Annotated in this window: 24 protein-coding genes; 12 read left to right on the top strand and 12 right to left on the bottom strand. The window is 56.4% G+C overall.

Going from position 1 to position 22,648, the window contains the following annotated elements; genetic code table 11:
- Window position 1 precedes the first annotated feature (1 nt).
- Window positions 2–640, top strand: coding sequence for a TetR family transcriptional regulator (locus tag Q0N43_RS06910; RefSeq protein ID WP_295444425.1), 639 nt, complete (start codon window positions 2–4; stop codon window positions 638–640).
- Between the two features lie 28 nt (window positions 641–668).
- Here Q0N43_RS06910 and Q0N43_RS06905 read toward each other — a convergent pair whose 3' ends face one another.
- The gene (locus Q0N43_RS06905) at window positions 669–1,862 is read right to left on the bottom strand and encodes a CoA transferase (protein WP_295444422.1); all 1,194 of its coding nucleotides are present in this window, start codon (window positions 1,860–1,862) and stop codon (window positions 669–671) included.
- A gap of 75 nt (window positions 1,863–1,937) precedes the next feature.
- Here Q0N43_RS06905 and Q0N43_RS06900 point away from each other — a divergent pair, with 75 nt between their 5' ends.
- The 5 genes from Q0N43_RS06900 (at window position 1,938) to Q0N43_RS06880 (ending at window position 7,217) form a co-directional block, all read left to right on the top strand.
- Window positions 1,938–3,431, top strand: a complete 1,494-nt coding sequence (locus Q0N43_RS06900; RefSeq protein ID WP_295444420.1) for a hypothetical protein — start codon at window positions 1,938–1,940, stop codon at window positions 3,429–3,431.
- A 57-nt stretch (window positions 3,432–3,488) separates the two neighbouring features.
- Entirely contained in the window at window positions 3,489–3,914 is a 426-nt protein-coding gene (locus Q0N43_RS06895) for a hypothetical protein (protein WP_295444418.1), read from the top strand.
- Between the two features lie 114 nt (window positions 3,915–4,028).
- Window positions 4,029–6,038 carry a threonine--tRNA ligase gene (gene thrS, locus Q0N43_RS06890; protein ID WP_295444415.1) on the top strand — a complete coding sequence of 670 codons (2,010 nt, stop codon included), beginning with the start codon at window positions 4,029–4,031 and terminating at the stop codon, window positions 6,036–6,038.
- 10 nt (window positions 6,039–6,048) lie between these two features.
- A complete protein-coding gene (locus Q0N43_RS06885) occupies window positions 6,049–6,465 on the top strand; it encodes a DUF305 domain-containing protein (protein ID WP_295444412.1) in 417 nt (138 codons plus the stop codon).
- Window positions 6,466–6,518: 53 nt separating this feature from the next.
- Window positions 6,519–7,217 (top strand): sulfite exporter TauE/SafE family protein, encoded by a 699-nt coding sequence (locus Q0N43_RS06880; protein ID WP_295444408.1) that lies wholly within the window; start codon window positions 6,519–6,521, stop codon window positions 7,215–7,217.
- A gap of 3 nt (window positions 7,218–7,220) precedes the next feature.
- On the opposite strand, the gene uvrB is transcribed toward Q0N43_RS06880, so the two are convergent.
- Complete coding sequence (uvrB, locus tag Q0N43_RS06875; protein ID WP_295444405.1) at window positions 7,221–9,407, bottom strand: excinuclease ABC subunit UvrB; 2,187 nt, start codon at window positions 9,405–9,407, stop codon at window positions 7,221–7,223.
- 393 nt (window positions 9,408–9,800) lie between these two features.
- Here uvrB and Q0N43_RS06870 point away from each other — a divergent pair, with 393 nt between their 5' ends.
- The 5 genes from Q0N43_RS06870 to Q0N43_RS06850 are packed head-to-tail and all read left to right on the top strand — an operon-like array spanning window position 9,801 to window position 13,013.
- Complete coding sequence (locus Q0N43_RS06870; protein WP_295444401.1) at window positions 9,801–10,358, top strand: DUF3617 domain-containing protein; 558 nt, start codon at window positions 9,801–9,803, stop codon at window positions 10,356–10,358.
- The gene (locus Q0N43_RS06865) at window positions 10,355–11,026 is read left to right on the top strand and encodes a serine hydrolase domain-containing protein (RefSeq protein ID WP_295444398.1); all 672 of its coding nucleotides are present in this window, start codon (window positions 10,355–10,357) and stop codon (window positions 11,024–11,026) included. Before Q0N43_RS06870 ends, Q0N43_RS06865 begins: the two co-directional genes overlap by 4 nt.
- Window positions 10,972–11,274: a hypothetical protein gene (locus Q0N43_RS06860; RefSeq protein WP_295444395.1), complete on the top strand. Its 303-nt coding sequence runs from the start codon at window positions 10,972–10,974 to the stop codon at window positions 11,272–11,274. The genes Q0N43_RS06865 and Q0N43_RS06860 overlap by 55 nt, the downstream gene beginning before the upstream one ends.
- A gap of 49 nt (window positions 11,275–11,323) precedes the next feature.
- Window positions 11,324–12,658, top strand: coding sequence for an amidohydrolase (locus Q0N43_RS06855; RefSeq protein ID WP_295444392.1), 1,335 nt, complete (start codon window positions 11,324–11,326; stop codon window positions 12,656–12,658).
- 34 nt (window positions 12,659–12,692) lie between these two features.
- Window positions 12,693–13,013, top strand: a complete 321-nt coding sequence (locus Q0N43_RS06850) for an HNH endonuclease (protein WP_295444389.1) — start codon at window positions 12,693–12,695, stop codon at window positions 13,011–13,013.
- Here the strand turns inward: Q0N43_RS06850 and Q0N43_RS06845 are convergent, their stop codons facing one another.
- The 4 genes from Q0N43_RS06845 to Q0N43_RS06830 form a co-directional block, all read right to left on the bottom strand.
- Window positions 13,014–14,003, bottom strand: a complete 990-nt coding sequence (locus tag Q0N43_RS06845; protein WP_295444386.1) for a TerC family protein — start codon at window positions 14,001–14,003, stop codon at window positions 13,014–13,016.
- A gap of 73 nt (window positions 14,004–14,076) precedes the next feature.
- Complete coding sequence (locus tag Q0N43_RS06840; RefSeq protein WP_295444383.1) at window positions 14,077–14,271, bottom strand: DUF465 domain-containing protein; 195 nt, start codon at window positions 14,269–14,271, stop codon at window positions 14,077–14,079.
- Window positions 14,272–14,506: 235 nt separating this feature from the next.
- Window positions 14,507–15,346 carry a 2,3,4,5-tetrahydropyridine-2,6-dicarboxylate N-succinyltransferase gene (gene dapD / locus Q0N43_RS06835; RefSeq protein WP_295444381.1) on the bottom strand — a complete coding sequence of 280 codons (840 nt, stop codon included), beginning with the start codon at window positions 15,344–15,346 and terminating at the stop codon, window positions 14,507–14,509.
- Window positions 15,343–16,017, bottom strand: coding sequence for a pyrimidine 5'-nucleotidase (locus tag Q0N43_RS06830; protein ID WP_295444378.1), 675 nt, complete (start codon window positions 16,015–16,017; stop codon window positions 15,343–15,345). Before Q0N43_RS06830 ends, dapD begins: the two co-directional genes overlap by 4 nt.
- Before the next feature lie 104 nt (window positions 16,018–16,121).
- Here Q0N43_RS06830 and Q0N43_RS06825 point away from each other — a divergent pair, with 104 nt between their 5' ends.
- Window positions 16,122–18,515, top strand: coding sequence for a S8 family peptidase (locus Q0N43_RS06825; protein ID WP_295444375.1), 2,394 nt, complete (start codon window positions 16,122–16,124; stop codon window positions 18,513–18,515).
- Here Q0N43_RS06825 and Q0N43_RS06820 read toward each other — a convergent pair.
- From Q0N43_RS06820 to sufC, 6 genes are read right to left on the bottom strand one after another with little or no spacing between them, the layout of a single operon-like run.
- A complete protein-coding gene (locus Q0N43_RS06820; protein WP_295444372.1) occupies window positions 18,512–18,868 on the bottom strand; it encodes an iron-sulfur cluster assembly accessory protein in 357 nt (118 codons plus the stop codon). The genes Q0N43_RS06825 and Q0N43_RS06820 overlap by 4 nt on opposite strands.
- A complete protein-coding gene (locus tag Q0N43_RS06815) occupies window positions 18,865–19,320 on the bottom strand; it encodes an SUF system Fe-S cluster assembly protein (RefSeq protein ID WP_295444369.1) in 456 nt (151 codons plus the stop codon). Before Q0N43_RS06815 ends, Q0N43_RS06820 begins: the two co-directional genes overlap by 4 nt.
- Window positions 19,317–20,534: a cysteine desulfurase gene (locus Q0N43_RS06810; protein ID WP_295444541.1), complete on the bottom strand. Its 1,218-nt coding sequence runs from the start codon at window positions 20,532–20,534 to the stop codon at window positions 19,317–19,319. The genes Q0N43_RS06815 and Q0N43_RS06810 overlap by 4 nt, the downstream gene beginning before the upstream one ends.
- A 5-nt stretch (window positions 20,535–20,539) precedes the next feature.
- The gene (locus Q0N43_RS06805) at window positions 20,540–21,271 is read right to left on the bottom strand and encodes a SufD family Fe-S cluster assembly protein (RefSeq protein WP_295444366.1); all 732 of its coding nucleotides are present in this window, start codon (window positions 21,269–21,271) and stop codon (window positions 20,540–20,542) included.
- The gene (locus Q0N43_RS06800) at window positions 21,271–21,810 is read right to left on the bottom strand and encodes a GNAT family N-acetyltransferase (protein ID WP_295444364.1); all 540 of its coding nucleotides are present in this window, start codon (window positions 21,808–21,810) and stop codon (window positions 21,271–21,273) included. Before Q0N43_RS06800 ends, Q0N43_RS06805 begins: the two co-directional genes overlap by 1 nt.
- Window positions 21,807–22,646 carry a Fe-S cluster assembly ATPase SufC gene (sufC, locus tag Q0N43_RS06795; protein WP_295444361.1) on the bottom strand — a complete coding sequence of 280 codons (840 nt, stop codon included), beginning with the start codon at window positions 22,644–22,646 and terminating at the stop codon, window positions 21,807–21,809. The genes Q0N43_RS06800 and sufC overlap by 4 nt, the downstream gene beginning before the upstream one ends.
- Between the last annotated feature and the right edge of the window lie 2 nt (window positions 22,647–22,648).

The following is a 22,648-nucleotide window of genomic DNA, read 5'->3' as shown; positions in this document are numbered from 1 at the left end:
AATGGCGACAACAGGACCAAAGCTGGCAAGCGGTCCATCCGATGGCAGCACTGCGCGCGATCAATTGATCGAGGCCGCCAGCCAGATCATGCGCGAAGGTGACACGATTGACCTGTCGCTGTCCGAATTGTCGCTGCGTGCTGGACTGAACAGCGCTCTGGTCAAATATTATTTTGGCAATAAAAACGGCCTGATGCTAGCGTTGCTTGATCGCGACATGGGCAATATCGTGCAAAGGCTTTCCGCTTTGGTGGCTAAAGACATGCCGCCTGCCGACAAATTGCGTATCCATATTGGGGCAGTGATCGATACCTATCACGCCTTTCCCTACATCAACCGCCTGTTGATGCGCATGGTCCGCGACAGCGCCCCTGCCGAAGCGGCGCGCATTGCGGAACTTTATCTCAAGCCGATTTCCAACGTCTACGAAGTGCTGATTGCGCAGGGCATAAAGGCGGGTAAGTTTCGCAAAACCGACCCGCAATTTTTTTACTTCACGGTAACAGGCGCAGCCGACCGTTTCTATTCATCACGGTTGGTGCTGCGCCATTGTTACAATCAAGACGACTTCGACGAGAATATGCGCGACGCCTATCGCGAACATACCATTAACCTCATCATGCGCGGGTTGTTGGTTTAGGTTTATCCTCTCCCACTAAGAGAGGGAATTACAACCCCAATGCGGCCTTAATCTCATACCCATCGGCGTCCAGCATCGGCGGATGCGCGTAATTGGACACGGGCGTGCCGGCATAATGCACGGGATGCTTCATCGACCGATATTTGCCGATGTCCGGTGACTCCCGTTCTTCAAAAAACCCGACATCGGCCAAATGCGGATCGGCCAGCACATCGGCCATGCGGTTATATTTCATCGCCGGAATGTCGTGCTGCGCCAACAGGTCAAGCCACTCGGCGGTGGTTCGCGTCGCGCTGACTTCCTCAATCAACGCATATAATTCGCCGGTGTACTTGGTACGCTCCTGATAGGTTGAAAAACGCGGGTCGTCGAAGACATTGGGCCGCCCGCCCAGTTCAAAAAACGTTGCCCATTGCCGGTCATTATAAGGGACGATGGCAATGAAGCTTTCCTTGGTCGGATAAGGCCGCCGCCGCGGGTTGACCGAGCGTGTATAGCCCATGCGCCCATTGCCGGGGACGAAGGTTTCTCCCCACAGATTTTCTACCATGTTGAACCAGGTGAAGCATTCGAACATCGGTACTTGGACAAACTGCCCGCCTTGTCCGCCCGCGCGCCCAAGCAATGCGGCCATCGTGGCGTTGGCGGCAAACAGGCCGCCCACCTTGTCGGCGACAAGGCTGGGGGAATAGGTTGGCCGTCCGCCATCGCGCTGTTCGCTTAATGCGGCAAAACCCGAAGCGGCTTGAATGAGGTCGTCATATGCCTGCCGCTCGCCATAGGCACCGCCCGCGCCAAAGCCAGCACAGTGCACATATATGATATTGGGGTTGATCGCCTTTACGGCCTCATAGCCAAAGCCAAGCCGTTCGACGCCGGCCATCCGGACATTGTGGATGAACACATCAGCCCCTTCCAACAATGCCTCAAGCACGGCTTTGTCCTCAGGCTTTTTGATGTTGAGGTTGATGGCTTTTTTGTTGCGGTTCAGCGCGGTGAAAATCGGCCCATGCTGCTTGGTGGGTGAATCGCCGCCATGGCGCATCATGTCGCCCGGCGTATTGCCCTCGCTATTTTCGATCTTGATAACCTCGGCGCCCAGATCGGCCAATTGCACCGTCGCATAAGGCCCAAGCACGACCGTGGCCATGTCAACGACCTTGATGCCCTTCAACGGCCCGGTTGGTTCTGTATCCCATGTCAATTTCGGCCATTTCGCCATCTGCGCTCTCCTTATCTCTTGCATAGCCTGCTAGCATATTTAAGCGTGCAGTTAAGAGATAATCGGGAGAGCAACATGGGCAATTTTGAAGCGAGCGCGCCAGTGATCATTGGCGTGGGCGAGGCCAGCCGCAAGACAGTGCCTGGCGAATGGCCTGCCCCACGCGAACTGGCGGGAGCCGCCATCAAGGTTGCACTTGCCGATACCGGGCAGTCGCAAGCCGTTGCCGCAGCAATTGACACTATTGCCGCCATCCGCACATTCGAGGATAGCGGCGTCAGCCTTGGCACTGGCTCTCCCGATAACGCGCCTGAGGCCTTTGGCGCAGCAGGCGGTGTCAGCGTAAAGCGGCTGATCTATGCCGATGTCGGCGGACAAAGCCCGCAGGCAATGTTGAATGAGCTGGCTGGCGACATAAGGCGCGGTACTTGCGAAATGGCGGTGTTGGTCGCGGCAGAAGCGACGGGCACTGCCAAGCGCGCGCGCAAGGCTGGTGTGACTTTGGACTGGAGCTTGCCTTCTGACTCGCCATTCGACAACCGACTGTCCAGCTTCCCGATATTGAGCCGAACCGAAATCCGCCATGGTATTATTTCGATGCCGCTTGCCTACAGCCTGATTGAAAATGCGCGGCGGATGGAGTTGGGCATAAACGCCGATGCGTATGCGCGGGAAATGGCAGCTTTGTGGTCAGCATTCTCTTCAAAGGCCGAAACGCGGACTCACGCGCAATTCCCGGGCAATCGTTCACCCGAAGCGATGCTCAGCGATGACAATGCCAATTACCCGCTGACGGACATCTACCGCCGCTGGCATGTCGCGCAGGACGCAGTTGATCTAGGTGGCGCGATTATTCTGACAAGCGCGGGCAGGGCGCGCGATCTGGGTGTGCCGCAAGACAAATGGGTTTGGCTGGCGGGCGCGGCAGAGGCCGCCGAACCACCATTGGCAGAGCGCGGTGTCATTCACCGATCCGCTGCGCTTGATTTTGCAATTCCGGCGGCACTTGCGCAGGCCGGACTCCAGGCAAGTGACCTTGGGCCCGTCGACATTTACAGCTGTTTTCCCTGCGCGGTGTTCGCTGCGGTCGACACCATGAATGACGCCGCGCGTTCGCTTGGTGATTATACGCTGACCGGCGGGCTCAGCTTCTTCGGTGGGCCGGGCAATGGCTATGGCGTGTATAATATCGCAGCGATGGTCGACGCGCTGCGCCGTGACGGGGCCAAGCCCGCTTTAGTCACGGCCAATGGCGGCGTGATGTCGAAGCAAGCGGTTGGCATTTACACCGCAACGCAGCCCAGCGTTCCGTGGTCCGGCGACGTGGCAAAGGGCTATGCGCCAACACCGCGCGCGCTCGATGACGCGCCCCAGGGCAAGGCGGGGGTGCGCAGCTTTGTGCGACCGGCGGGGAAGTACGGTTTTGGTCCGGCGACAGTGTTACTGGAAACCGAAGGCGGCGCGCGCGCGATGGCGGTGATCGATTGTCCGGTGGATGCCGACCTTGGCAACGCTGTCGTTCACGTCACCCCGGGCGAGAAACGCCATACTGCTGCACTAATTGGATAATTTACGGTTCATCATTCGAACCTTATGCTATACAGCCGTTGGAACCGGAGAAACTCGATGCACATTCTCAAATTGGCTTTCTTTGCCTTTCCTTTGACACTGGCCGCTGCGTGCGGACAAGTGGACAGCACGCCAAAGCCGCTGACCGAGAAACAGAGCGCAATGTTGATGAAGGAACTGAACGGCAAGGTGGCGGGTGCGCCGGTAAATTGCATCAGCGACTTTAACGCCACCAACACTATCCGCGTCAGCGACAACATCCTGCTCTACCGCGTATCGGGCCGGCTGGTGTACCAAAACACCTTACGTTCGGCTTGCAGCGGACTTGCGCGTGACAATGACATCATCGTGTCGGAACAGTTTGGTAGCCAGAAATGCAAAGGCGACATCATCCGCTTGGTGGACCGGACCAGCGGCATGAGCGGGGGCGTATGCAGCCTTGGTGCGTTTGTGCCTTATCGTAGCGAGAAGACCACAGACTAGTTGCACCTCCTGCGATCAGCGGTTCTTGTTCGGGGACAATGGCTGCGCACTTGCGACTTCGCCTCTGGGCTGGCAAAGGAGCGCTTCTAACCGCATTTGAAAGCAAGATAATCCATGTCCGAGATGATCCGTGTCACCCTTCCCGATGGCTCTGCCCGTGAAGTTGCGCGTGGCACTACCCCTGCGGACATTGCCGCCGCGATTGGTCCGGGTTTAGCCAAGGCAGCGATTGCAGCGCGCGTCGATGGCGAATTGCGCGATATCATGCGTCCGATTGAGGCGGATGCCGAACTGGCGTTGGTAACCAACCGTGATGAGGCAGACGCGCTTGAACTCGCCCGGCACGACTTTGCGCATATATTGGCAGAGGCGGTGCAGGCGCTGTTTCCCGGTACGCAAATCACCTTTGGCCCATCGACCGATGACGGTTTTTATTATGACGTCATGGCACCTGCTTCGCGCGGGCCGTTCACAATGGATGATCTGCCCGCGATTGAAGAACAAATGCGTGCAATCATCCGTGCGGACAAGCCGCTGCGCCGTGAAGTCATGGCGCGTGATGCGCTGATTGCGACATGGCAGAATGCGGGCGAAAGTTTCAAGGCGGAATGGGCGGCGGAATTGCCAGAAGGCGAAGAGCTTTCGGTATATTATTCTGGCGATGACTGGATGGACATGTGCCGTGGTCCGCATCTGGCGTCGACGGGTAAGTTGGATCCGTCGGCGTTCAAGCTGACGCGGGTTGCTGGGGCCTATTGGCGCGGTGATCAGAAGAACCCGCAGCTTAGCCGCATTTATGGCACCGGCTGGTTGAACAAAAAACAACTGGACGCGCATTTGGTCCGGTTGGAAGAAGCCGCCAAGCGCGACCACCGTCGGCTTGGGCAAGACATGGACTTGTTCCATTTGCAGCAAGAGGCGCATGGATCGGTATTTTGGCATCCCAATGGTTATTTGATCTGGCGCGAGCTTGAATCCTATATGCGCCGCGCGATTGACGGCGCGGGTTATAAGGAAGTCAAAACGCCGCAAGTTATGGACGCGCGGCAATGGGAGCAATCGGGGCATTGGGGCAAATATCGCGCCAACATGTTCGTGATTCCGGATGAAGTTCCTAATGTCGGTGACGAAGGCCCCGTGATTTCCGGCGATGCCGACTGGATGGCGCTGAAGCCCATGAACTGCCCCGCGCATGTCCTCATTTTCCGTCAAGGTATCAAGTCATATCGCGACTTACCCTTACGCCTTTACGAAAATGGCTGCTGCCACCGTAATGAGCCGCACGGTGCGTTGCATGGCCTGATGCGCGTGCGTCAGTTTACGCAGGATGATGCGCATATCTTCTGCCGCGAAGACCAGATTGTCGAAGAGGTGCAGGCGTTCTGCGCGCTGGCCGACCGGGTCTATAAGGAATTTGGCTTTACCTATTCGATCAAGCTCGCTCTGCGTCCTGAACAACGCTTCGGTTCGGATTCGGATTGGGACAAGGCCGAAAACGAACTGCGCGATGCCGTGGTCCGCGCTGGCCTTGCTACGTCCGAATTTGGTTGGGAAGAACTGCCCGGCGAAGGTGCCTTCTACGCGCCAAAGCTGGAATGGCACCTCACCGACGCGATTGGCCGCACATGGCAGGTTGGCACGATTCAATCCGACCGCGTGCTGCCCGAGCGTCTCGACGCAAGCTATGTTGGTGAGGATGGCGCACGCCACCGCCCCGTCATGTTGCACCGGGCGATTTTCGGCAGCTATGAACGCTTCATCGGCATCTTGATTGAACATTATGCTGGCCGTTTTCCTGTCTGGCTTGCGCCGGTGCAAGCCGTGGTGGCAACGATCACGTCGGAAGCCGATGGCTATGCGCATGATGTGACCGCGAAGTTGAAAGCTGCAGGTATTCGCGTTGATGCGGACACACGTAACGAGAAGATTAACTATAAGGTGCGCGAACATAGCGTTGCCAAGGTGCCGCATTTGTTGGTGGTCGGCATGCGTGAGGCGGAGGAAGGCAAAGTTGCAATCCGTAGCCTTGGTTCCGATGGCCAGCGTATCATGACGCTCGAAGAGGCGATTGCCATGCTTAAGCATGAGGCAACGCCGCCCGATGTGCGTGAAGACGATCTTTAAGGAGATAGCGATGAAAACACTGTCATTGACGCTTGCTGCCGTATTTTTATTGGCAGCTTGCCAGCAACCTGCGGCGGACGAAAACGCCGAAACCCTAGGTTCAACAGCAGATCCGAACGCCAGCTACAATGTCGCGCAAAAGGCCTATGCTGCGGCCAATGACAAGATGCATTCCGGTATGGGCAATATCAATGCCGACGCCGATGTTGCGTTTATGCAGGGCATGATCCCCCACCATATGGGTGCGGTTGACATGGCGAAGGTTGCGCTGGCGCATGGCAAGGACCCCGAAGTGCGCGCGCTTGCGCAAAAGGTCATCGCGGCGCAAGAAGCCGAGATGAAGGACATGCAGGCGTGGCTCGACAAAAAGGGCGCGGCTGCGGAAAAGCCGCTGACCGCGGCTGACCATGCCGCGATGGGACACTGAACATTCAAGACCTGACTGGAATCGCGACCGCGCAGTTATTGCTATTGGCGGCAATGACCTTGGGTGCGGCATATATTCGTGGGCTGACGGGCTTTGGCATGGCAATCATTCTTGTGCCCCTGTTCGGGTTGATTGTTAAGCCGGGTGAAGCGGTGGTTATCGCCATATTGCTTCAGGTGCTGATTGGGCCTGTTGGCTTTAAAGTCATTTACGCCGACGCCCACCGGCAAAGTGCGTTTAGGATTGCTGCTTTTGCAATGTTGGCAACGCCGCTAGGGATATGGCTGTTGATGAACACCAGCCCAGATGTTGCGCGGTTGATGATCGCCGCGATCGCGATTGGGGCGTTTGTGCTTGTTTTATTGCCGCAACGTGGCGCTGTTCGTCCCGGGCCAAAGGAGACGGCGCTTACGGGAACCGCCTCAGGCATATTGACCGGTTTTGCCGCGATGCCGGGGCCGCCCGTCGTGCCCTTTTATCTGCGCCAGCCTATTCCGCCTAAGGAAGCGCGGGCATCCATGATGCTGGTGTTTTTCGCCACCGCGATTGCGGGCACGATATCCGCTTTTCTCCTTGGACTTGCGAACGCGCGTTTATTGTGGCTGTCGCTTTTGCTGTTCCCGTCGGTGCTTGCGGGCAACTGGCTTGGCGCCAAATCCTTTGGCAGGGTGCCGCCGACCTTGTGGCGCAGTTTTGTCGCTGGCGTTCTTGGCCTTGCGGGGCTTTCAGCTGCCCTGCGGTTATTAAGTTAAGGTTTATTTTCCGAACTTGCGCTGCGTTTTGCCATAACGCATTTTGCGTGTGCCAGGCTGGCCTTCGGTGGCGCGGCCCTTGGGGGCAGCAACATGCTGCGGGTGCGGCAGGCCAAGTTCGCTTGCCTCCAGCGACCGGATTTCGTCGCGCAGGCGGCCAGCCTCTTCGAACTCCAGATCGGCGGCAGCAGTACGCATCTTCTTTTCCAGATCATCAATATAGGCCCGTAAATTATGCCCGACGAGGTTGTTAGCACCATCGGCGTCTATCTCGACAAGCATCGAATCGCGGCTGGCGGTGTCGGCAACGATATCATGAATGTCGCGCTTGATCGTGGCTGGGGTGATCCCATGTTCGATATTGTACGCATGCTGCTTTTCACGGCGGCGGTCGGTTTCGCGGATGGCGAGCTCCATGCTGCCGGTCATACGGTCGGCATATAGAATGACGCGGCCTTCGACATTGCGCGCCGCGCGGCCGATGGTCTGGATTAATGATGTTTCGCTGCGCAGGAAACCTTCTTTGTCGGCATCCAATATCGCGACTAGCGCGCATTCGGGAATATCGAGACCTTCCCGCAGCAAGTTGATGCCCACCAGCACGTCATAGACGCCGCGCCGCAGATCACGGATCAGTTCAATGCGCTCCAAAGTCTCAACGTCGCTGTGCATATATCGCACGCGCAGCCCGGCCTCATGCATGAACTCGGTCAGGTCCTCCGCCATCCGCTTGGTCAGTGTGGTGACCAACGTGCGGAAGCCCGCCTCTGCCGTTTTGCGGCATTCGTTTATGCAATCCTGCACTTGGTCTTCGACGGGTTTGATCTCGACCGGTGGGTCAATAAGTCCAGTTGGACGAATGATCTGTTCGGCAAATACGCCGCCAGATTGCTCCATTTCCCACCCGCCCGGCGTTGCCGAAACGCACACGGTTTGCGGGCGCATAATGTCCCATTCGTTGAAACGCAGTGGGCGGTTGTCGATGCAAGACGGCAGGCGGAAACCATATTCGGCCAATGTCAGCTTGCGCCGATGGTCGCCCTTGGCCATTGCGCCGATTTGCGGAACCGTCTGGTGGCTTTCGTCAACGAACAAAAGCGCATTGTCGGGCAGATATTCAAACAAGGTCGGTGGCGGCTCACCCGGCAAGCGGCCGGTTAGAAAGCGCGAATAATTTTCGATGCCAGCGCAAGACCCCGTCGCGGCAATCATCTCAAGATCGAAATTGGTCCGCTCCTCTAACCGCTGCGCCTCAAGCAATTTGCCTTCGGAAACAAGCTCCTTCAACCGCTCAGTCAGCTCAAAGCGGATCGCTTCGCTGGCCTGCTTCATCGTTGGACCGGGGGTGACATAATGGCTGTTGGCGTAGACGCGCACGCTGTTCAACTTCGCGCCGGTATGGCCCGTCAGCGGGTCGAATTCGGAAATTTCCTCAATCTCGTCGCCAAAGAAACTGACGCGCCACGCGGTATCTTCATAATGCGATGGGAATATTTCGAGATTGTCGCCGCGCACGCGGAAATTACCACGGGCAAAGGCCATGTCGTTGCGCTTATATTGAAGCGCAACAAGCTTGCGGATCAATTCACGCTGATCCACGCTTTCGCCTTTTTTCAGGTCGAAAATCATCGCAGAATATGTTTCGACAGAGCCGATGCCGTAAATGCACGACACCGATGCGACAATGATCACGTCGTCGCGTTCCAGCAAAGACCGAGTCGCCGAATGGCGCATCCGGTCAATCGCCTCGTTTACGCTCGATTCCTTTTCGATATAGGTGTCGCTACGCGGCACATAGGCCTCAGGCTGATAATAGTCATAATAAGAGACGAAATATTCCACCGCATTGTCGGGGAAGAAGCTTTTAAATTCGCCATAAAGCTGCGCCGCCAATATCTTGTTTGGCGCAAGGATAAGCGCCGGACGCTGCAATTTTTCAATGACTTGCGCTACGGTATAGGTCTTACCCGATCCGGTGACGCCCAATAGAACCTGATTCTTTTCCCCCGTCAGTGCCGTATCAACAAGTTCGCGAATGGCGGTCGGCTGGTCTCCTGCCGGCGCATAATCCGACACGATCCTAAACGGCCTGCCCCCCTCCAACTTGGACGGGCGTTCCGGGCGGTGCGGGGTGAAGGTGCCAACCGTATCCGGTTCTTCCAGCCCACGGCGGATGATGAGCTCTGACATGTTCGCTATATGTGCTTTGCACGCAGCAAGGGCAAGAGGCGTGCCCAGGAATGCGGCCCGACGCCCCAAATTTACTTTCCTATACGGCAGATATTTGTTTTATCTTTCGCCAGGAATAAGGAACGTAATGGCGGTGCGATCAATACAGACGCAACGGAGGTTTATCTTGGCGGTATTCGCGGCGAAAGCGAACGTTTTAGGCGATATGTATGAACCTGTGACCTAGTATGACTTTTCAACGGCATTTTTAATCGCTGTTGCCTTTTCAAGCAGTCGGCGACACTAATCTGATAGGGATAGACGAGAGGGTAGTTTAATGCATAAATTCTTCCTGATGAGCGCAGTCAAGATGACCGGCAAGATCGAAGGAAAACGCGTCGGAGACTGCCCCGCATGAAAATGGTTATGACACAGGCGGTGTTGCCCGCAATGGCCCTGCTGGTGTTGGCATCTTGCGCCGACAACAGCGCGGATAAAGACGGCAACGGCATCATCGACAGCCAAGAGCGCGCGGCCGAAATGGACTATGATGCGTTCATTCCGATGAAGGCCGGGCTTTGGGAAACCAATTTCATTTTTGCGGACATCGATGTTCCGACGCTGGGTAAAGCAGAAAAGCAGCAGATCATGGACGAACTGGCGAAAAGCGCCTCCAGCCAAAGTTGCTTGACCGATGCCGACGCGAAAAAGCCTGGTGCGGATTTCTTTGGCGGCGATGGCGCTGAAAAATGCATTTACAGGGCATTTGATGTTTCCGGACAAAATGTGCGCATGAAATTGTCTTGCGCCATGGATAGCATGGGCAGCGTGGACATGGAACTTGCCGGCGTCATGGGCGAAACTGAATTCAATTATGACAGCACATTAAATGTCCGCCTGCCTATGGTCGGAAAAGTCACCATGCAGGGCCAGGCAAGGGGCAAATATATGGGTGCCTGCCCCGCGTCATGATGCATCTGCGCCGCTTAAGGTTGGTCTGCGCAACGTTTGCGGCAGTGATGGCTTCGGGATGCGCAACGACCGGCTGGGCGGAAACGCTGTCTGGCCAAGCCAATATCCGGCCTGCAGTGGTTAAAGTCGATTTCACATCGGACAGCATCAACCCCACGATAGTCGAAGGCGATGCCGGCATTGCGGGGCGGGCCGTGACCATAGATGATCCGGCGCGGGTCGCGTCTATTTCAAAACTGGTCCTCGCCATTGGCGTGATGCGACTCCTGGAGCAAGGCAAGCTTGATCTCGACCGCGACGTGAATGACTATCTGGGTTGGCGGGTGCGCAATCCGGCCTTTCCGGATACACCGATTACCTTGCGCGCGTTGTTATCGCATCAAAGCGGTTTGCGTGACTCTGTGGATTATATTGTGCCGCTTGATGGCAGTCTTGAGGCCGTGCTTGTCGACCCAAAGGCATGGGAACTGGACCATGTACCGGGCACGTATTTTTCTTACGCCAATATCAATTCGCCGTTGATTGCGGCGGTGATGGAGGGGGCAACGGGTCGGCGTTCAGCCCGCAGGGCGGCTTACGTATTTCGGCGGGCGATCTGGCAAAAATCGGTCAATTGCTGTTGCGCGATGGCGCACCTTTATTGTCGCCTAAAAGCTTTGCGCAGATGATTGGTCCTGTCTGGACCTTTGACGGCAAAAATGGCGATGATGATAAAGGCTATTTCATGGCTTATGGTCTTGGCGTGCATTGGTTGACCGACAAGGCCGGCCATCGCTGGTTCGGCCATGTGGGGGAGGCGTATTCGCTGCGTGCTGGCTTTTGGATCAACCCTGCAGAACGCAAGGGCTTTTATCGTTACGTAACTATGGTCGATGAATTTTCCACCGTTGGGCATTGCTTTGATCGGTGCCCATGATAGCGTGGACGACAGATAACGAAAAACTGGGATAACAGGGGAAAGTAAGATGATTAAGAGAGCTATTTTGGGCGCATTGTTGGCCAGCGCGTTGGTCGTAACGCCAGCAGCCGCGCAGCCAGATTACGCAGACTCGATTAAGGCGGATTATGACAATTCGCTGGCGAGCCTGTGGGACCATTTCCATCGCAACCCCGAATTGTCATTCCGCGAATTTAAGACGGGTGCGCGTATGGCGCAGGAACTGCGCGCCGTACCCGGCATGGTTGTCACTGAGAAAGTCGGCGGCACCGGCGTCGTTGGCATGTTGAAAAACGGTGATGGGCCAGTCGTTCTGGTACGCGCGGACATGGATGGCTTGCCTGTGCAAGAACGCTCCGGTCTTGCCAATGCGTCCACAGTGAAACAGGTCGGGGTCGATGGCCTTGAAATGCCTGTAATGCATGCCTGCGGGCATGATGTGCATATCACCGCATTGGTGGGCACAGCGCGCCAGTTGGCGAGGATGAAAGATCGTTGGAAGGGGACCGTATTGTTCATCGTCCAGCCTGCCGAAGAACGCGTCGGTGGCGCAAAGGCGATGATAGAAGACGGGCTCTATACCCGTTTTCCAAAGCCGGATTATGCATTGGCCTTCCATGTCGCTGCAGAGCTTGAGGTCGGTAAAATCTCGGCATCAGAAGGTATTCAATATTCGTCGGCGGACAGCGTTGATATTCGCGTCCCCGGCATTGCTACCCATGGCGCAGCGCCCCATTTGGGCCGCGACCCGGTCTATATTGCCTCGCAGATCGTTGTCGGTCTTCAATCGATCATCAGCCGCGAAAAGGGACCATTGGCCCCCGGCGTGATTACCGTTGGCGCTTTCCATGCCGGAACAAAGCATAACATCATCTCCGAATATGCAGACTTGCAGGTAACGGTGCGTTCCAACAGTCAGGCGGTGCGCGACCAGCTCATTGCGTCCGTTGAACGCGTCGCCAAGGGCATTGGCGCGGCACATGGCTTGCCCGCAGACAGGTTGCCGATTGTTACAGTGACGGAAAGTACGCCGGTCACGGTAAATGATGGCGCGCTTGCCCGCCGCTTGAACGGGGCTATTGCCGATGCCTTGGGTAAGGATGTGGTGACACCATTCCGTCAGACGACAATGGGCGCGGAAGACTTCGCTTTCTTCGTGGATCAGAAACATGGCATTCCGGGCTATTATTTCGCGGTTGGCGGGACGAAGCCTGAATGGATCGCGGCAGCAAAGAATGGCGGATCGCCAGTGGCTGGCCACCATTCACCTTTGTTCAAAATTGATCCGGAACCATCTGTACGGCTGGGGATTGAGGCAACGACCGCTGCGGTGCTCAATTTGCTTGGGCCAAGCAAAAACTGATCGGCTGGCCAAGCAGAGTATAGGGAAAGCCATTATGGCGCGCAAAATTCGCGATCATTACGAAGCGGACGAAGTTTCGGCGGAGCCAGAATTAAGCTGCTGGCTCTGCGCGCGCCCAATGGGTGATGTGACCGAATGGCATCATCCCGTGCCGAAAAGCCGGGGCGGGAAAGAGCGGCAACCGGTGCACCCGATCTGCCACCGGACCATCCATGCCAATTTCACCAACAGCGATCTTGAAAAGCGCTTCGCCACTGTCGACGCTTTATTGGCGCATGACGAAATCGGGCGGTTTGTCGACTGGATAGCCAACAAACCGCCCGACTTTAACGCACCGACCAAAGACCGGCGTTAATCAAATCTGCACCTGTGATTGGCCGTCATCTTTGGTCTTCCAGAGGGAAAACAGAATGCCGCCGAGGATAAGCGCGAAGGTGACGACAAGGCTTAAGACAGGTGGGAACTTGCTGCCGCCCATGAGGAAGTCAGACACGAAGATCTTTGAACCAATGAAGACCAAAACAAGCGCCAGCGCATATTTGAGATAGTGAAAGCGATGGACCATAGCTGCCAACGCAAAATACAATGCACGCAGGCCCAAGATCGCCATGATGTTCGACGTGTAGACTATAAAGGTATCGGTCGTGATCGCAAAGATTGCTGGAACCGAGTCGACTGCAAACACCAAGTCGGCAAGGTTGATGACCACCAGCGCCAAGAACAAGGGAGTGGCTGCACGCACCATCTTGCCGGTCTTGTCGTCGGGCACGTTTACAAAGAACTTCTCATTATGAAGCTCTTTGGTCACGCGCATATGCGTTGAGATATATTTGACCACCGGATTGTTAGCGACGTCCATTTCCTGATCGCCAGAAAACAGCATCTTGATACCAGTTCCAATGAGGAAGGCCGCGAAGATATACAGCGTCCAATAATATTCCTGCACAATGGCTGCGCCAGCGGCAATCATCAGGCCGCGCAAGACGATGACGGCGATAATGCCCCATAGCAATGCCCGGTACTGGTACTTGCGTGGAATTGCGAAGAAGGTGAAAATCAGGCTGATGACAAAGACATTATCAATCGACAGCGCCTTTTCGATGAAAAAGCCGGTGTAATATTGCATGCCCATCTCGGCGCCCTTTTGGAACCAGACCCATAGGCCGAAGAGCATCGCGATACTGATATAGAAAACGGACAGCCTCAGGCTTTCGGCGATGCCCATTTCCTTGTCCTCCTTGTGCAAGATGCCGAGGTCAAAGGCTGTCAACGCGACGACAAGACCGAGAAAAGCGAGCCAAAACCAGACGGGTGTCCCCAACCAGTCCATTGTCAAAAATTCCATGAAATATTCCCTGTTTTACGTAATGCCATGCACCATGCGGACGAAAATTCGCGTGGTGGCTAAGTTTCAAATTTTAGATTTTATTAAGACGCAATGGCCGCCGCAACGATGCCTTGGCGTGGCCTTCAAGACGATCCTTGATTGCCAGTTTAAGCCGTTTCAGCCTTTGAACGCGAAAAATATCTGGCCAACGCCGGTTGATTTCGGCGCGCAATTCGCGGTCAATCTTCTGGTGATATTGCATCAATCGAAATGACGAAAAAGTCATAGCGCATCCTCTTTGAACATAGTTTAAGTTCAATCGGATGTTCCGGGCATGGCTAAGCGTATTTCGGGGGGTTTGAAGACCGCCTGACCACAGCACCGGAAACATCCGATGCGGCCGACATCACGTTCCTTCCGAAGAAGCGAAGCGCCAGAGGGGCCCGGTCCGCCAAAACACTATGCGGCGATTCAGTCCGAATTGCAAGACGATTGCTACCCAAGAAACTCGCCTCGTCGAGTTAATCCCTCAACAGGTCGTTGATTGCGGTCTTTGCACGGGTCTGCGCATCGACGCGTTTGACGATGACGGCACAGGACAAATTGGGTCCGGGGCTGCCATCGGGCAGAGCCTTGCCGGGGATCGATCCTGGCACCACGACCGAGTAAGCGGGGACCCGGCCAACAAATATCTCGCCAGTCGTACGATCGATAATCTTGCTAGTTGAACTGATGAACACGCCCATGGACAGTACGGCACCTTCTTCGACGATCACGCCTTCGACAACCTCCGACCGCGCACCAATGAAGCAATTGTCTTCGATGATCACTGGCCCAGCCTGAAGTGGTTCCAAAACGCCGCCAATGCCAACGCCACCGGACAAATGCACATTCTTGCCGATTTGCGCGCAACTGCCGACGGTGGCCCATGTATCGACCATCGTCCCATCATCGACGCGCGCGCCAATGTTGACAAAGCTAGGCATCAGGATGACGTTTTTGCCGACATAGCTGCCATGTCGGGCGACGGCCCCGGGCACGACGCGGAAACCAGCATTGCGGAAACGGTCGGCGTCCCAACCGCCGAATTTCGAAGGCACCTTGTCATACGCAGGCGCACCGGACGCGCCACCATCCACCAAAACATTGTCATTCAGGCGGAACGACAAAAGCACGGCTTTTTTCAAATACTGGTGGACCTGCCAACTGCCCGACAGCTTCTCAGCCACGCGGAGCGACCCGTCATCTAGGCCAGCTAAGGCGGTCTGCACCGCGTCGCGCACTTCGCCTTTGGTAGCGCTGGAAATGCTGTCGCGTGCGTCCCATGCAGCATCAATGATCGTGGCAAGTTGGTCAGTCATATCGTTCTTTCAATGGCGTGGAGTGAGGAAAGCCATGCGCTTACGTCGGCAATCTCATGATCAATAAATGCTTCTGCACCGCTGCTATCAGCTTCGATGTCGTGGTTCACCCAAATAGTTGTCATGCCCAAGGCCTTGGCCGGACCAAGATTATGGGCCGAATCCTCGACAAAAAGGGCTCGGGTCGGATCGATATGTAGCTCTGTACACAGCCTGTCATAACTCGCAGATGCAGGCTTTGGCAGATGCTGCATCCGGTGAATGTCGAATATATCCTCAAACACGCCATCAAGGCCGCGCGCGGTCAGAACCCGCTGCGCATAAGGTGCATCTGCGTTCGTGAAAATCAACTTGCGCCCCGGTAAAGCTTCGATCTGGCCGCGCAAATCGGCGGCAGGCTGCAATAGGGTCATGTCAACATCATGGACGAAATCAAGATAGCCATGCGGGTCGACCGCATGTTCGGTCATCAATCCACCCAGCGTGGTTCCATATTTCTTCCAATAAGCGTGACGAATTTGGTGCGCAGCGTCGGAATCGATGTTGAAAAACCGTTCAACATATAGCGCGATTCGGTCCCGAACTTGCGCCATAATATTCGCATCTGGCCCATAAAGGGTCAGGTCTAGATCAAAAATCCAATTGTCGATGTTACTGAAATGTAAATGCATGTAGTCACCTAGCCAGAAACACATCTTTACTCAACGGCGACGTTAAGATTAGCGAAAGCGAATCGGGCTTAAGCAGAAATTCAATCGCTGAAAGTGGTATTTTTATGCATCAACCACGCATTGGTCGTAAAATTGCGATCGGCAGCTCCGTCATTTTCGTACTCGCGCTGTCTGCTTGCGGCGGAGGCGGGGTAGGTTCGACGCCCGCGCCGCCTCCCCCGACAGCGGGCGTGCCACCAGCGCCTCCAGCAACACCGCCTGCGCCGCCGCCACCTCCGCCTCCTCCGCCAACGATAAGTTTCGCGACTGCGGAATATCTCCGCTCAGATGGCCCGAATTTTCACCGGGCGATCACGGCCTATCAAGCGGGTGCCAGTGGTCGCGGTGTCACCGTTGGTATAATTGATTCAGGGATTGATCCAAATAGCCATGAGTTTGCGGGTCGGATCCATGCACAATCGGGGGATGTAACGGGCGCGGATCGGCCGCTTGGCGACGAAGATGGTCACGGCACAAGCGTTTCGCGCGTTTTGGCTGCCGCCAAAGATGATCGCGACGTCCACGGCATGGCGTTTGACGCCACAATATTGGCGTTGCGTGCCGATCAAGCGGGAAGCTGCGCCCCGACGGCCCAGAGTGTGGATGAAGCTGGGTGTTCGTTCTTCGATTCTGCAATTACCGCCGGTGTTGACCGCGCGGTGGTCAACAACGCGCGCGTCATTAACATTTCGCTCGGTGGCGCGGGCGGCGCGAGTAGCGCGCTGCGCACTGCGATAGGTCGTGCAACATCAGCTGGCGTTGTGGTGGTCGTATCAGCAGGAAATGAGGGCGATGAATTAGATCCCGCATTTGACCCGAATAGCCCAAGCCCCTTTGCACAATCCTTATTGGCCAATGGCAACGGGCTTGTCATCATTGCCACTGCTGTTGATGACAGTAATATCATAACAAAATTCAGCAACAAGGCAGGGGTTGCGCAGAACGCGGTGTTGTCGGCTTTAGGCCAAGGCATTTGCTGCGAATATCGCAACGACACTATTTACCGCTTAGTTGCGAATGATGGGACCTCTGTGCGGGTGTTCAATGGCACGTCTTATTCAGCGCCACAGATCGCTGGTGCCGCAGCTTTGTTGGCGCAAGCCTTTCCCAACTTAACCGGGGCACAGATTGTGAACCTGCTGCTGACATCGGCGCGTGACGCCGGAGAACCCGGCACTGACGCGCTTTACGGGCGCGGCATATTGGATATTGGACGCGCCTTTGCGCCAGCGGGAACAACGTCGCTGGCCGGCACAAACACCGCCGTTGCGTTGAACGGAAATAGCGGGACAACATCTGCGGCCATGGGTGATGCCGCCTTGTCCCCCATGTCCGCAAATGCGGTGGTGTTGGACAGCTATGGCCGTGCGTATGACATCAATGTCGCCGAAGGTATTACCCTAAGCGCGCCTCGCCTTCAGCTCACGCCTGCTTTGGCTGATCAGAGCCGATCCGTCAGCTTATCGCGCGGAACAACCGAACTCGCCTTTTCCATCAGCGCCAGCGACGCTGGAGGCGCGCGCCTTTCGCAATTGCTTCTGTCATATGGGCAGCAGAATCAAGCGCGTATTTTGGCGGGCCGCGTCAGCGCCGCCATTGCACGCGACACCCGGTTTAGCCTTAGCATCCACCAAACCGCTGCTGGCCAAGTCGCGGCATTGCAGGGCAGCTCGGGGGCTGCATTTCTAACCGCCACCGATGCGCAGATGGACGGCGGGTTCGAACGTGCACCGGGTCAGTCGTTTGCCTTGCGCCATCAACTTGGGCGCTTTGGCCTGACAGGAAGCGTTGAGGCAGGCCAGGCACGTGTGTTCGAACGCCGTGGCGCGGCGTTTTTGACCAACCCAAACAACCGTTACCCCTATTCCTCTGTCGGTGTGTCGCTCGACCGTCAGATTGGCCCTGCTAAATTCGCCGTTGGTGCAAATTGGATGCGCGAAGACGAAACCGTACTTGGCGCTCGGTTCGCCAACTTCATTGGCCAAAATGGCGCGCGCAGCTTGTTTGTCGACGGCAGGGGTGATGTCCCACTGATTGGCGCATGGTCGCTTGGCGCAAGCTGGCGGCACGGTTGGACCACCGCCAATGCTGGCGCAGCACTAACGGCGCGAAGCGCGCTGCAAAGCAATGCCTTTTCGCTGGACCTGTCGGGCGCTCATGTGTTGACGCGCGGTGACCGCATTGCGTTGCGCATCGCGCAGCCCTTGCGCGTCACACATGGCGGGTTGGCGCTGTATCTACCTGTGGCGTATGATTATGCGACGCTTGGGACGACATTTGCGGTCCGCCAGATTGCGCTGGCACCAAAGGGGCAGGAGATTGCCAGCGAGCTTATATGGGGCGTGCCGATATATGGCGGCCATTTCTCGTCAAATCTGTTCTGGCGGCAGGAACTGGGGCATTTTGAAAATGCGCCTGATGATGTCGGCATTGCCTTGCGGCTGCAATTTGACTTTTAAACGGTGAAGCTTTCGCCGCAGCCGCAACTTCCCGTCGCATTGGGGTTGGTAAACACAAAGCCTGCGGCGAATTCATCCTCGACCCAATCCATGATTGAACCAACGAGATACAGCACGGAGCCGCCGTCGATATACAGCACGCCGCCCGATGTTTCGATCTTTTCGTCGAACGCGACGGCTTGCATCACATAATCGACCGAATAAGCAAGCCCGGAACAGCCACGGCGCGGGGTGGACAGCTTCACGCCAATTGCCCCTTCGGGTGCTTTGGACATCAGTTCGGCAATGCGCGCTTCGGATGCGGCTGTGAGCATAACTGCCGCAGGGCGTGCGCGTGTTTTTATATCAGTCATAACATTCCAAGCTCCAAACGGGCTTCATCAGTCATATTGGCTGGGCTCCATGCGGGCTCCCAAACTAGGTTCACTTCGGCGTCGCCGATGCCGGGCACCGCGCCCACGCGCAGCTCAACTTCGCCAGGCATCGATTCTGCAACCGGGCAATTCGGCGTCGTCAGTGTCATCGAAACGACAGCATGGCCATCATTGATCTCGACATTATAAATCAGGCCAAGGTCGTAAATGTTCACCGGAATTTCGGGGTCATAAATTTCCTTGAGCGCCGCAATCACCGCCTCGTACAAATCGCCATCAGGCTCGCTTTGCGCAGGCGCAGGGGGCTTTTGCGCAAGGAAGCCGTCAAGATAGTCCTTCTTGCGCTCGGACGTATCAGTTGCGCTTTCGACCCGCGCTTTTGGGGGTTTCTCTACGCTGTCAACTTCTTGTATGCGGATGTTCTCGTTCATCCAAAAATCCTCTTCACCCGTGCAAGGCCGCGCACCAACGCCGCGACATCATCTTTGTCATTATAAATACCAAAACTCGCCCGCGCGGTGGCGGGCACGCCTAAATGGTCCATCAACGGCTGCGCACAATGGTGGCCAGCGCGAATGGCGACATTTTCTTCATCCAATATTGTCCCGATGTCATGCGGATGCACGCCCTCCATTGAAAAAGAGACAATCCCCGCAGATTGTTCAGGGCCATATAAAGTGATTGCGTTGATCGCGCGCAAGGCATCGCGCGTCTGTGCAGCCAACGCGCTTTCATGCGCGAAAATGGCTTCTGGGCCAAAGCTGTCGATGAAGTCGATGGCGGCGTGCAGGCCAATCACCTCAATGATCATCGGCGTTCCCGCCTCAAACCGCGAAGGCGCAGGGGCGTAGGTCGTCTTTTCAAACGTCACCCGGTCAATCATCGCGCCGCCGCCCTGATAAGGGGGCATCGCATTCAGCGTTTCGGCCTTTGCCCACAACACGCCAAGTCCGGTTGGGCCATATAACTTGTGCCCCGACATGACATAGAAATCGCAATCCAACGCCGCCATGTCCAGATGCATGCGCGGTGCGGCCTGACAGCCGTCGAGCATCAGCTTTGCGCCGACGGCATGCGCGGCGTTCGCGGCCCGGCGGGCGTCAAGCACCGAGCCAAGCACGTTCGACACATGCGAAACCGCTACTAATTTATGTGCGGGCGTTAAATGCGACTCCAACCAGTCAAGGTCGATTTGGCCGTCCTCGGTCAACGGACAGACATCGATATGCGCCCCAACCTTCTCGGCAAGCATTTGCCACGGAACGATGTTGCTGTGATGCTCCAATTGGCTGAGCATGATGCGGTCGCTCGCCGCCAGGTTCGCCGTTCCCCAGCTTTGCACGACGAGGTTGATGCCCTCGGTCGCACCGCGTACGAAAACAATTTCATCGGACGAAGCCGCGCCCATGAAGCGCGCCACACGGGCTCGTGCTGCCTCAAACGCAACGGTCATATTCGCCGACCGCGCATAGACGCCGCGATGGACGGTGGCATAATCCACGCCGCCCGCACGCATCATCGCGTCGAGCACGACCTGCGGTTTTTGGGCTGTCGCGGCTGTGTCGAGATAATGCCAGTTGTTAGCAAGGCCGGGGAATTGGTCGCGGATGTTCCCAGCCTGCACAAGGGGCGATATGGCGTTAATCGCACTCACACCAAATCCCCTAATTTCTTCAGCGCCGCCTCAGTTAGCATTTCTTCATCTGCCGCACCTTCAAACACGCCGGCGACAAATGCCTGCAACATCAACTTCTTTGCATCCGCCGGCGCAATGCCGCGGGCTTGCAAATAGAAAAGCCCCATCGGGTCCAACTCACCAATGGCACAACCATGCGCACATTTGACATCGTCGGCGTAGATTTCGAGTTCGGGCTTTGCATTGGCGGTCGCGCTGCGGTCGAGCAACATGGCCTTCACCGACTGCACGCTGTCAGTCAGTTGGGCATCGCGCGCAACGGCGACCTTGCCCAAATAGGTTCCAGTTGCCGTGCCAGCGAGGACCGAGCGCACGATCTGGGATGATGTTGCGCTGGGTTCGGCATGGGTGACGGTTGTAATGATCTCGAGATTCTGGTTGCCACCGCCAATTTGCACTGCGCCAAGCTTGAAATCTGCGCCTTCATGCAAAGTGACGTTCAACTCCACGCGGCCATATTCGCCGCCGATGTTGAGGATATGGATCGCGGCGGTCGCACCCGTGCCAATGGCGATGTCTAGTGTGTGAACAGAGCCGCTGTTCTGAAAAATCGTCCGCGCAAAATGGCCATCTGCAGGCACAACAACGCACTCTGCCGCTGGCAACGGCCAAGCCCGGGCCAGCGCATCAATATCGCTATACCGCCAAGCCTCATCGCCGCGAGTTGGGAGCGTTGCCGTGCCCATCACGCAAAGACCTCTACTTGCGTTTTGTCGTTTTGGTTGCCCTCAATGGACAGGGCGAAGCGTTTGTGTACGCGGTCGACCAATTTGCCGTCTTTCAATGGAACGCCGTGTGTCACGCCAAAATCGACAAATCCTTGCTTCCCATAAAAGGTCAGTCCACCGATATTGTCGGAACGGATTGTGGCATTGATTGCTGACAAACCCAGCGCGCGGGCTTGCGCAGCCATTTCAGCAAAAAGAGCGGAGCCGACACCACGTTGTGTGCCATCAACTCTTGCGAATGTTCCAATATCGCCAATATTATCGGGAAGATTTGGGTAGCGGCCCAGCGTCTGGAAACCTTCTATCCGTGCGGAATCTGTCTCGACCGCAACAAGGCAGACGAGCACATTCGGACCGTTGAGATATGTTTCGGCAAGCTGTTCGGACGAAAATGCGTCTTCCAGCGCAGTCGTACCGCCGCGCGCGATAATTGCATTGAGCAGTTCGGCGAGCGCAGGCGCATCTTCGGGCGCGACAAGGCGGACGATAATGGTCAAGCGGCGAGCTCCCGATATCCCTCACGCTCCAGCTCAAGCGCGAGTTCAGGTCCGCCGCTCCGCGTGATGCGGCCATCGGCAAGGACGTGGACGAAGTCGGGCTTCACATAATCAAGAAGCCGTTGATAGTGCGTGATCAGCAACACGGCCTTGTCGGGCTTGCGCATGATGCGGTTGATGCCGTCGCCGACTATGCGCAATGCGTCGATATCGAGACCGCTGTCGGTTTCATCAAGGATCGCGAGCGCGGGGTTAATGATGCCCATTTGCACCATCTCGTTGCGCTTCTTCTCGCCGCCCGAAAAGCCTACATTTACCGGGCGTTTGAGCATATCCATATCCATGCCCAGCGCGCCCGCCTGTTCACGCGCAACCTTCAAGAATTCGGCGCCCGATAAAGGCGCTTCACCTCGGTTCTTGCGCTGCGCGTTCAATGCCTCACGCAGAAACTGGACGTTTGATACGCCAGGGATTTCGACAGGATATTGAAAGCCCAAAAACAATCCAGCCGCCGCGCGTTCATGCGGTTCGAGGTCGAGGAGGTTTATTGGCCCTTGTGTTCCCCGGCGAAGGCCGGGGTCCAACGCGGCTGATGAGTCTTCTGTTTTAGGTTCTGGACCCCGGCCTTCGCCGGGGAACACATGCGGTGTGAACCACACCTCACCCTCGGTCACTTCATAGCCGGGCCGACCAGACAGCACATAACCCAGCGTCGATTTTCCCGCGCCATTGGGTCCCATAATCGCATGGATCTCACCTGCACCGAGCGACAGCGTGAGGCCCTTGAGGATAGGCTGGTCGCCAACATTGGCGTGGAGGTTAGTTATTTGGAGCATGA

Source organism: Sphingorhabdus sp. EL138 (genome assembly GCF_945882965.1).
Lineage (GTDB): Bacteria > Pseudomonadota > Alphaproteobacteria > Sphingomonadales > Sphingomonadaceae > Sphingorhabdus_B.
Note: the sequence above shows the minus strand (reverse complement) of the source record. Positions and strands in the feature narration are given on the sequence as shown.

Bases quoted from the DNA above. Each gene is read 5' to 3' on its own strand.
- Q0N43_RS06910 (WP_295444425.1), top strand. From the start codon at position 2: ATGGCGACAACAGGACCAAAGCTGGCAAGCGGTCCATCCGATGGCAGC.
- Q0N43_RS06905 (WP_295444422.1), bottom strand. From the start codon at position 1,862: ATGGCGAAATGGCCGAAATTGACATGGGATACAGAACCAACCGGGCCG.
- Q0N43_RS06900 (WP_295444420.1), top strand. From the start codon at position 1,938: ATGGGCAATTTTGAAGCGAGCGCGCCAGTGATCATTGGCGTGGGCGAG.
- Q0N43_RS06895 (WP_295444418.1), top strand. From the start codon at position 3,489: ATGCACATTCTCAAATTGGCTTTCTTTGCCTTTCCTTTGACACTGGCC.
- thrS (WP_295444415.1), top strand. From the start codon at position 4,029: ATGTCCGAGATGATCCGTGTCACCCTTCCCGATGGCTCTGCCCGTGAA.
- Q0N43_RS06885 (WP_295444412.1), top strand. From the start codon at position 6,049: ATGAAAACACTGTCATTGACGCTTGCTGCCGTATTTTTATTGGCAGCT.
- Q0N43_RS06880 (WP_295444408.1), top strand. From the start codon at position 6,519: ATGACCTTGGGTGCGGCATATATTCGTGGGCTGACGGGCTTTGGCATG.
- uvrB (WP_295444405.1), bottom strand. From the start codon at position 9,407: ATGTCAGAGCTCATCATCCGCCGTGGGCTGGAAGAACCGGATACGGTT.
- Q0N43_RS06870 (WP_295444401.1), top strand. From the start codon at position 9,801: ATGAAAATGGTTATGACACAGGCGGTGTTGCCCGCAATGGCCCTGCTG.
- Q0N43_RS06865 (WP_295444398.1), top strand. From the start codon at position 10,355: ATGATGCATCTGCGCCGCTTAAGGTTGGTCTGCGCAACGTTTGCGGCA.
- Q0N43_RS06855 (WP_295444392.1), top strand. From the start codon at position 11,324: ATGATTAAGAGAGCTATTTTGGGCGCATTGTTGGCCAGCGCGTTGGTC.
- Q0N43_RS06850 (WP_295444389.1), top strand. From the start codon at position 12,693: ATGGCGCGCAAAATTCGCGATCATTACGAAGCGGACGAAGTTTCGGCG.
- Q0N43_RS06845 (WP_295444386.1), bottom strand. From the start codon at position 14,003: ATGGAATTTTTGACAATGGACTGGTTGGGGACACCCGTCTGGTTTTGG.
- Q0N43_RS06840 (WP_295444383.1), bottom strand. From the start codon at position 14,271: ATGACTTTTTCGTCATTTCGATTGATGCAATATCACCAGAAGATTGAC.
- dapD (WP_295444381.1), bottom strand. From the start codon at position 15,346: ATGACTGACCAACTTGCCACGATCATTGATGCTGCATGGGACGCACGC.
- Q0N43_RS06830 (WP_295444378.1), bottom strand. From the start codon at position 16,017: ATGCATTTACATTTCAGTAACATCGACAATTGGATTTTTGATCTAGAC.
- Q0N43_RS06825 (WP_295444375.1), top strand. From the start codon at position 16,122: ATGCATCAACCACGCATTGGTCGTAAAATTGCGATCGGCAGCTCCGTC.
- Q0N43_RS06820 (WP_295444372.1), bottom strand. From the start codon at position 18,868: ATGACTGATATAAAAACACGCGCACGCCCTGCGGCAGTTATGCTCACA.
- Q0N43_RS06815 (WP_295444369.1), bottom strand. From the start codon at position 19,320: ATGAACGAGAACATCCGCATACAAGAAGTTGACAGCGTAGAGAAACCC.
- Q0N43_RS06805 (WP_295444366.1), bottom strand. From the start codon at position 21,271: ATGGGCACGGCAACGCTCCCAACTCGCGGCGATGAGGCTTGGCGGTAT.
- sufC (WP_295444361.1), bottom strand. From the start codon at position 22,646: ATGCTCCAAATAACTAACCTCCACGCCAATGTTGGCGACCAGCCTATC.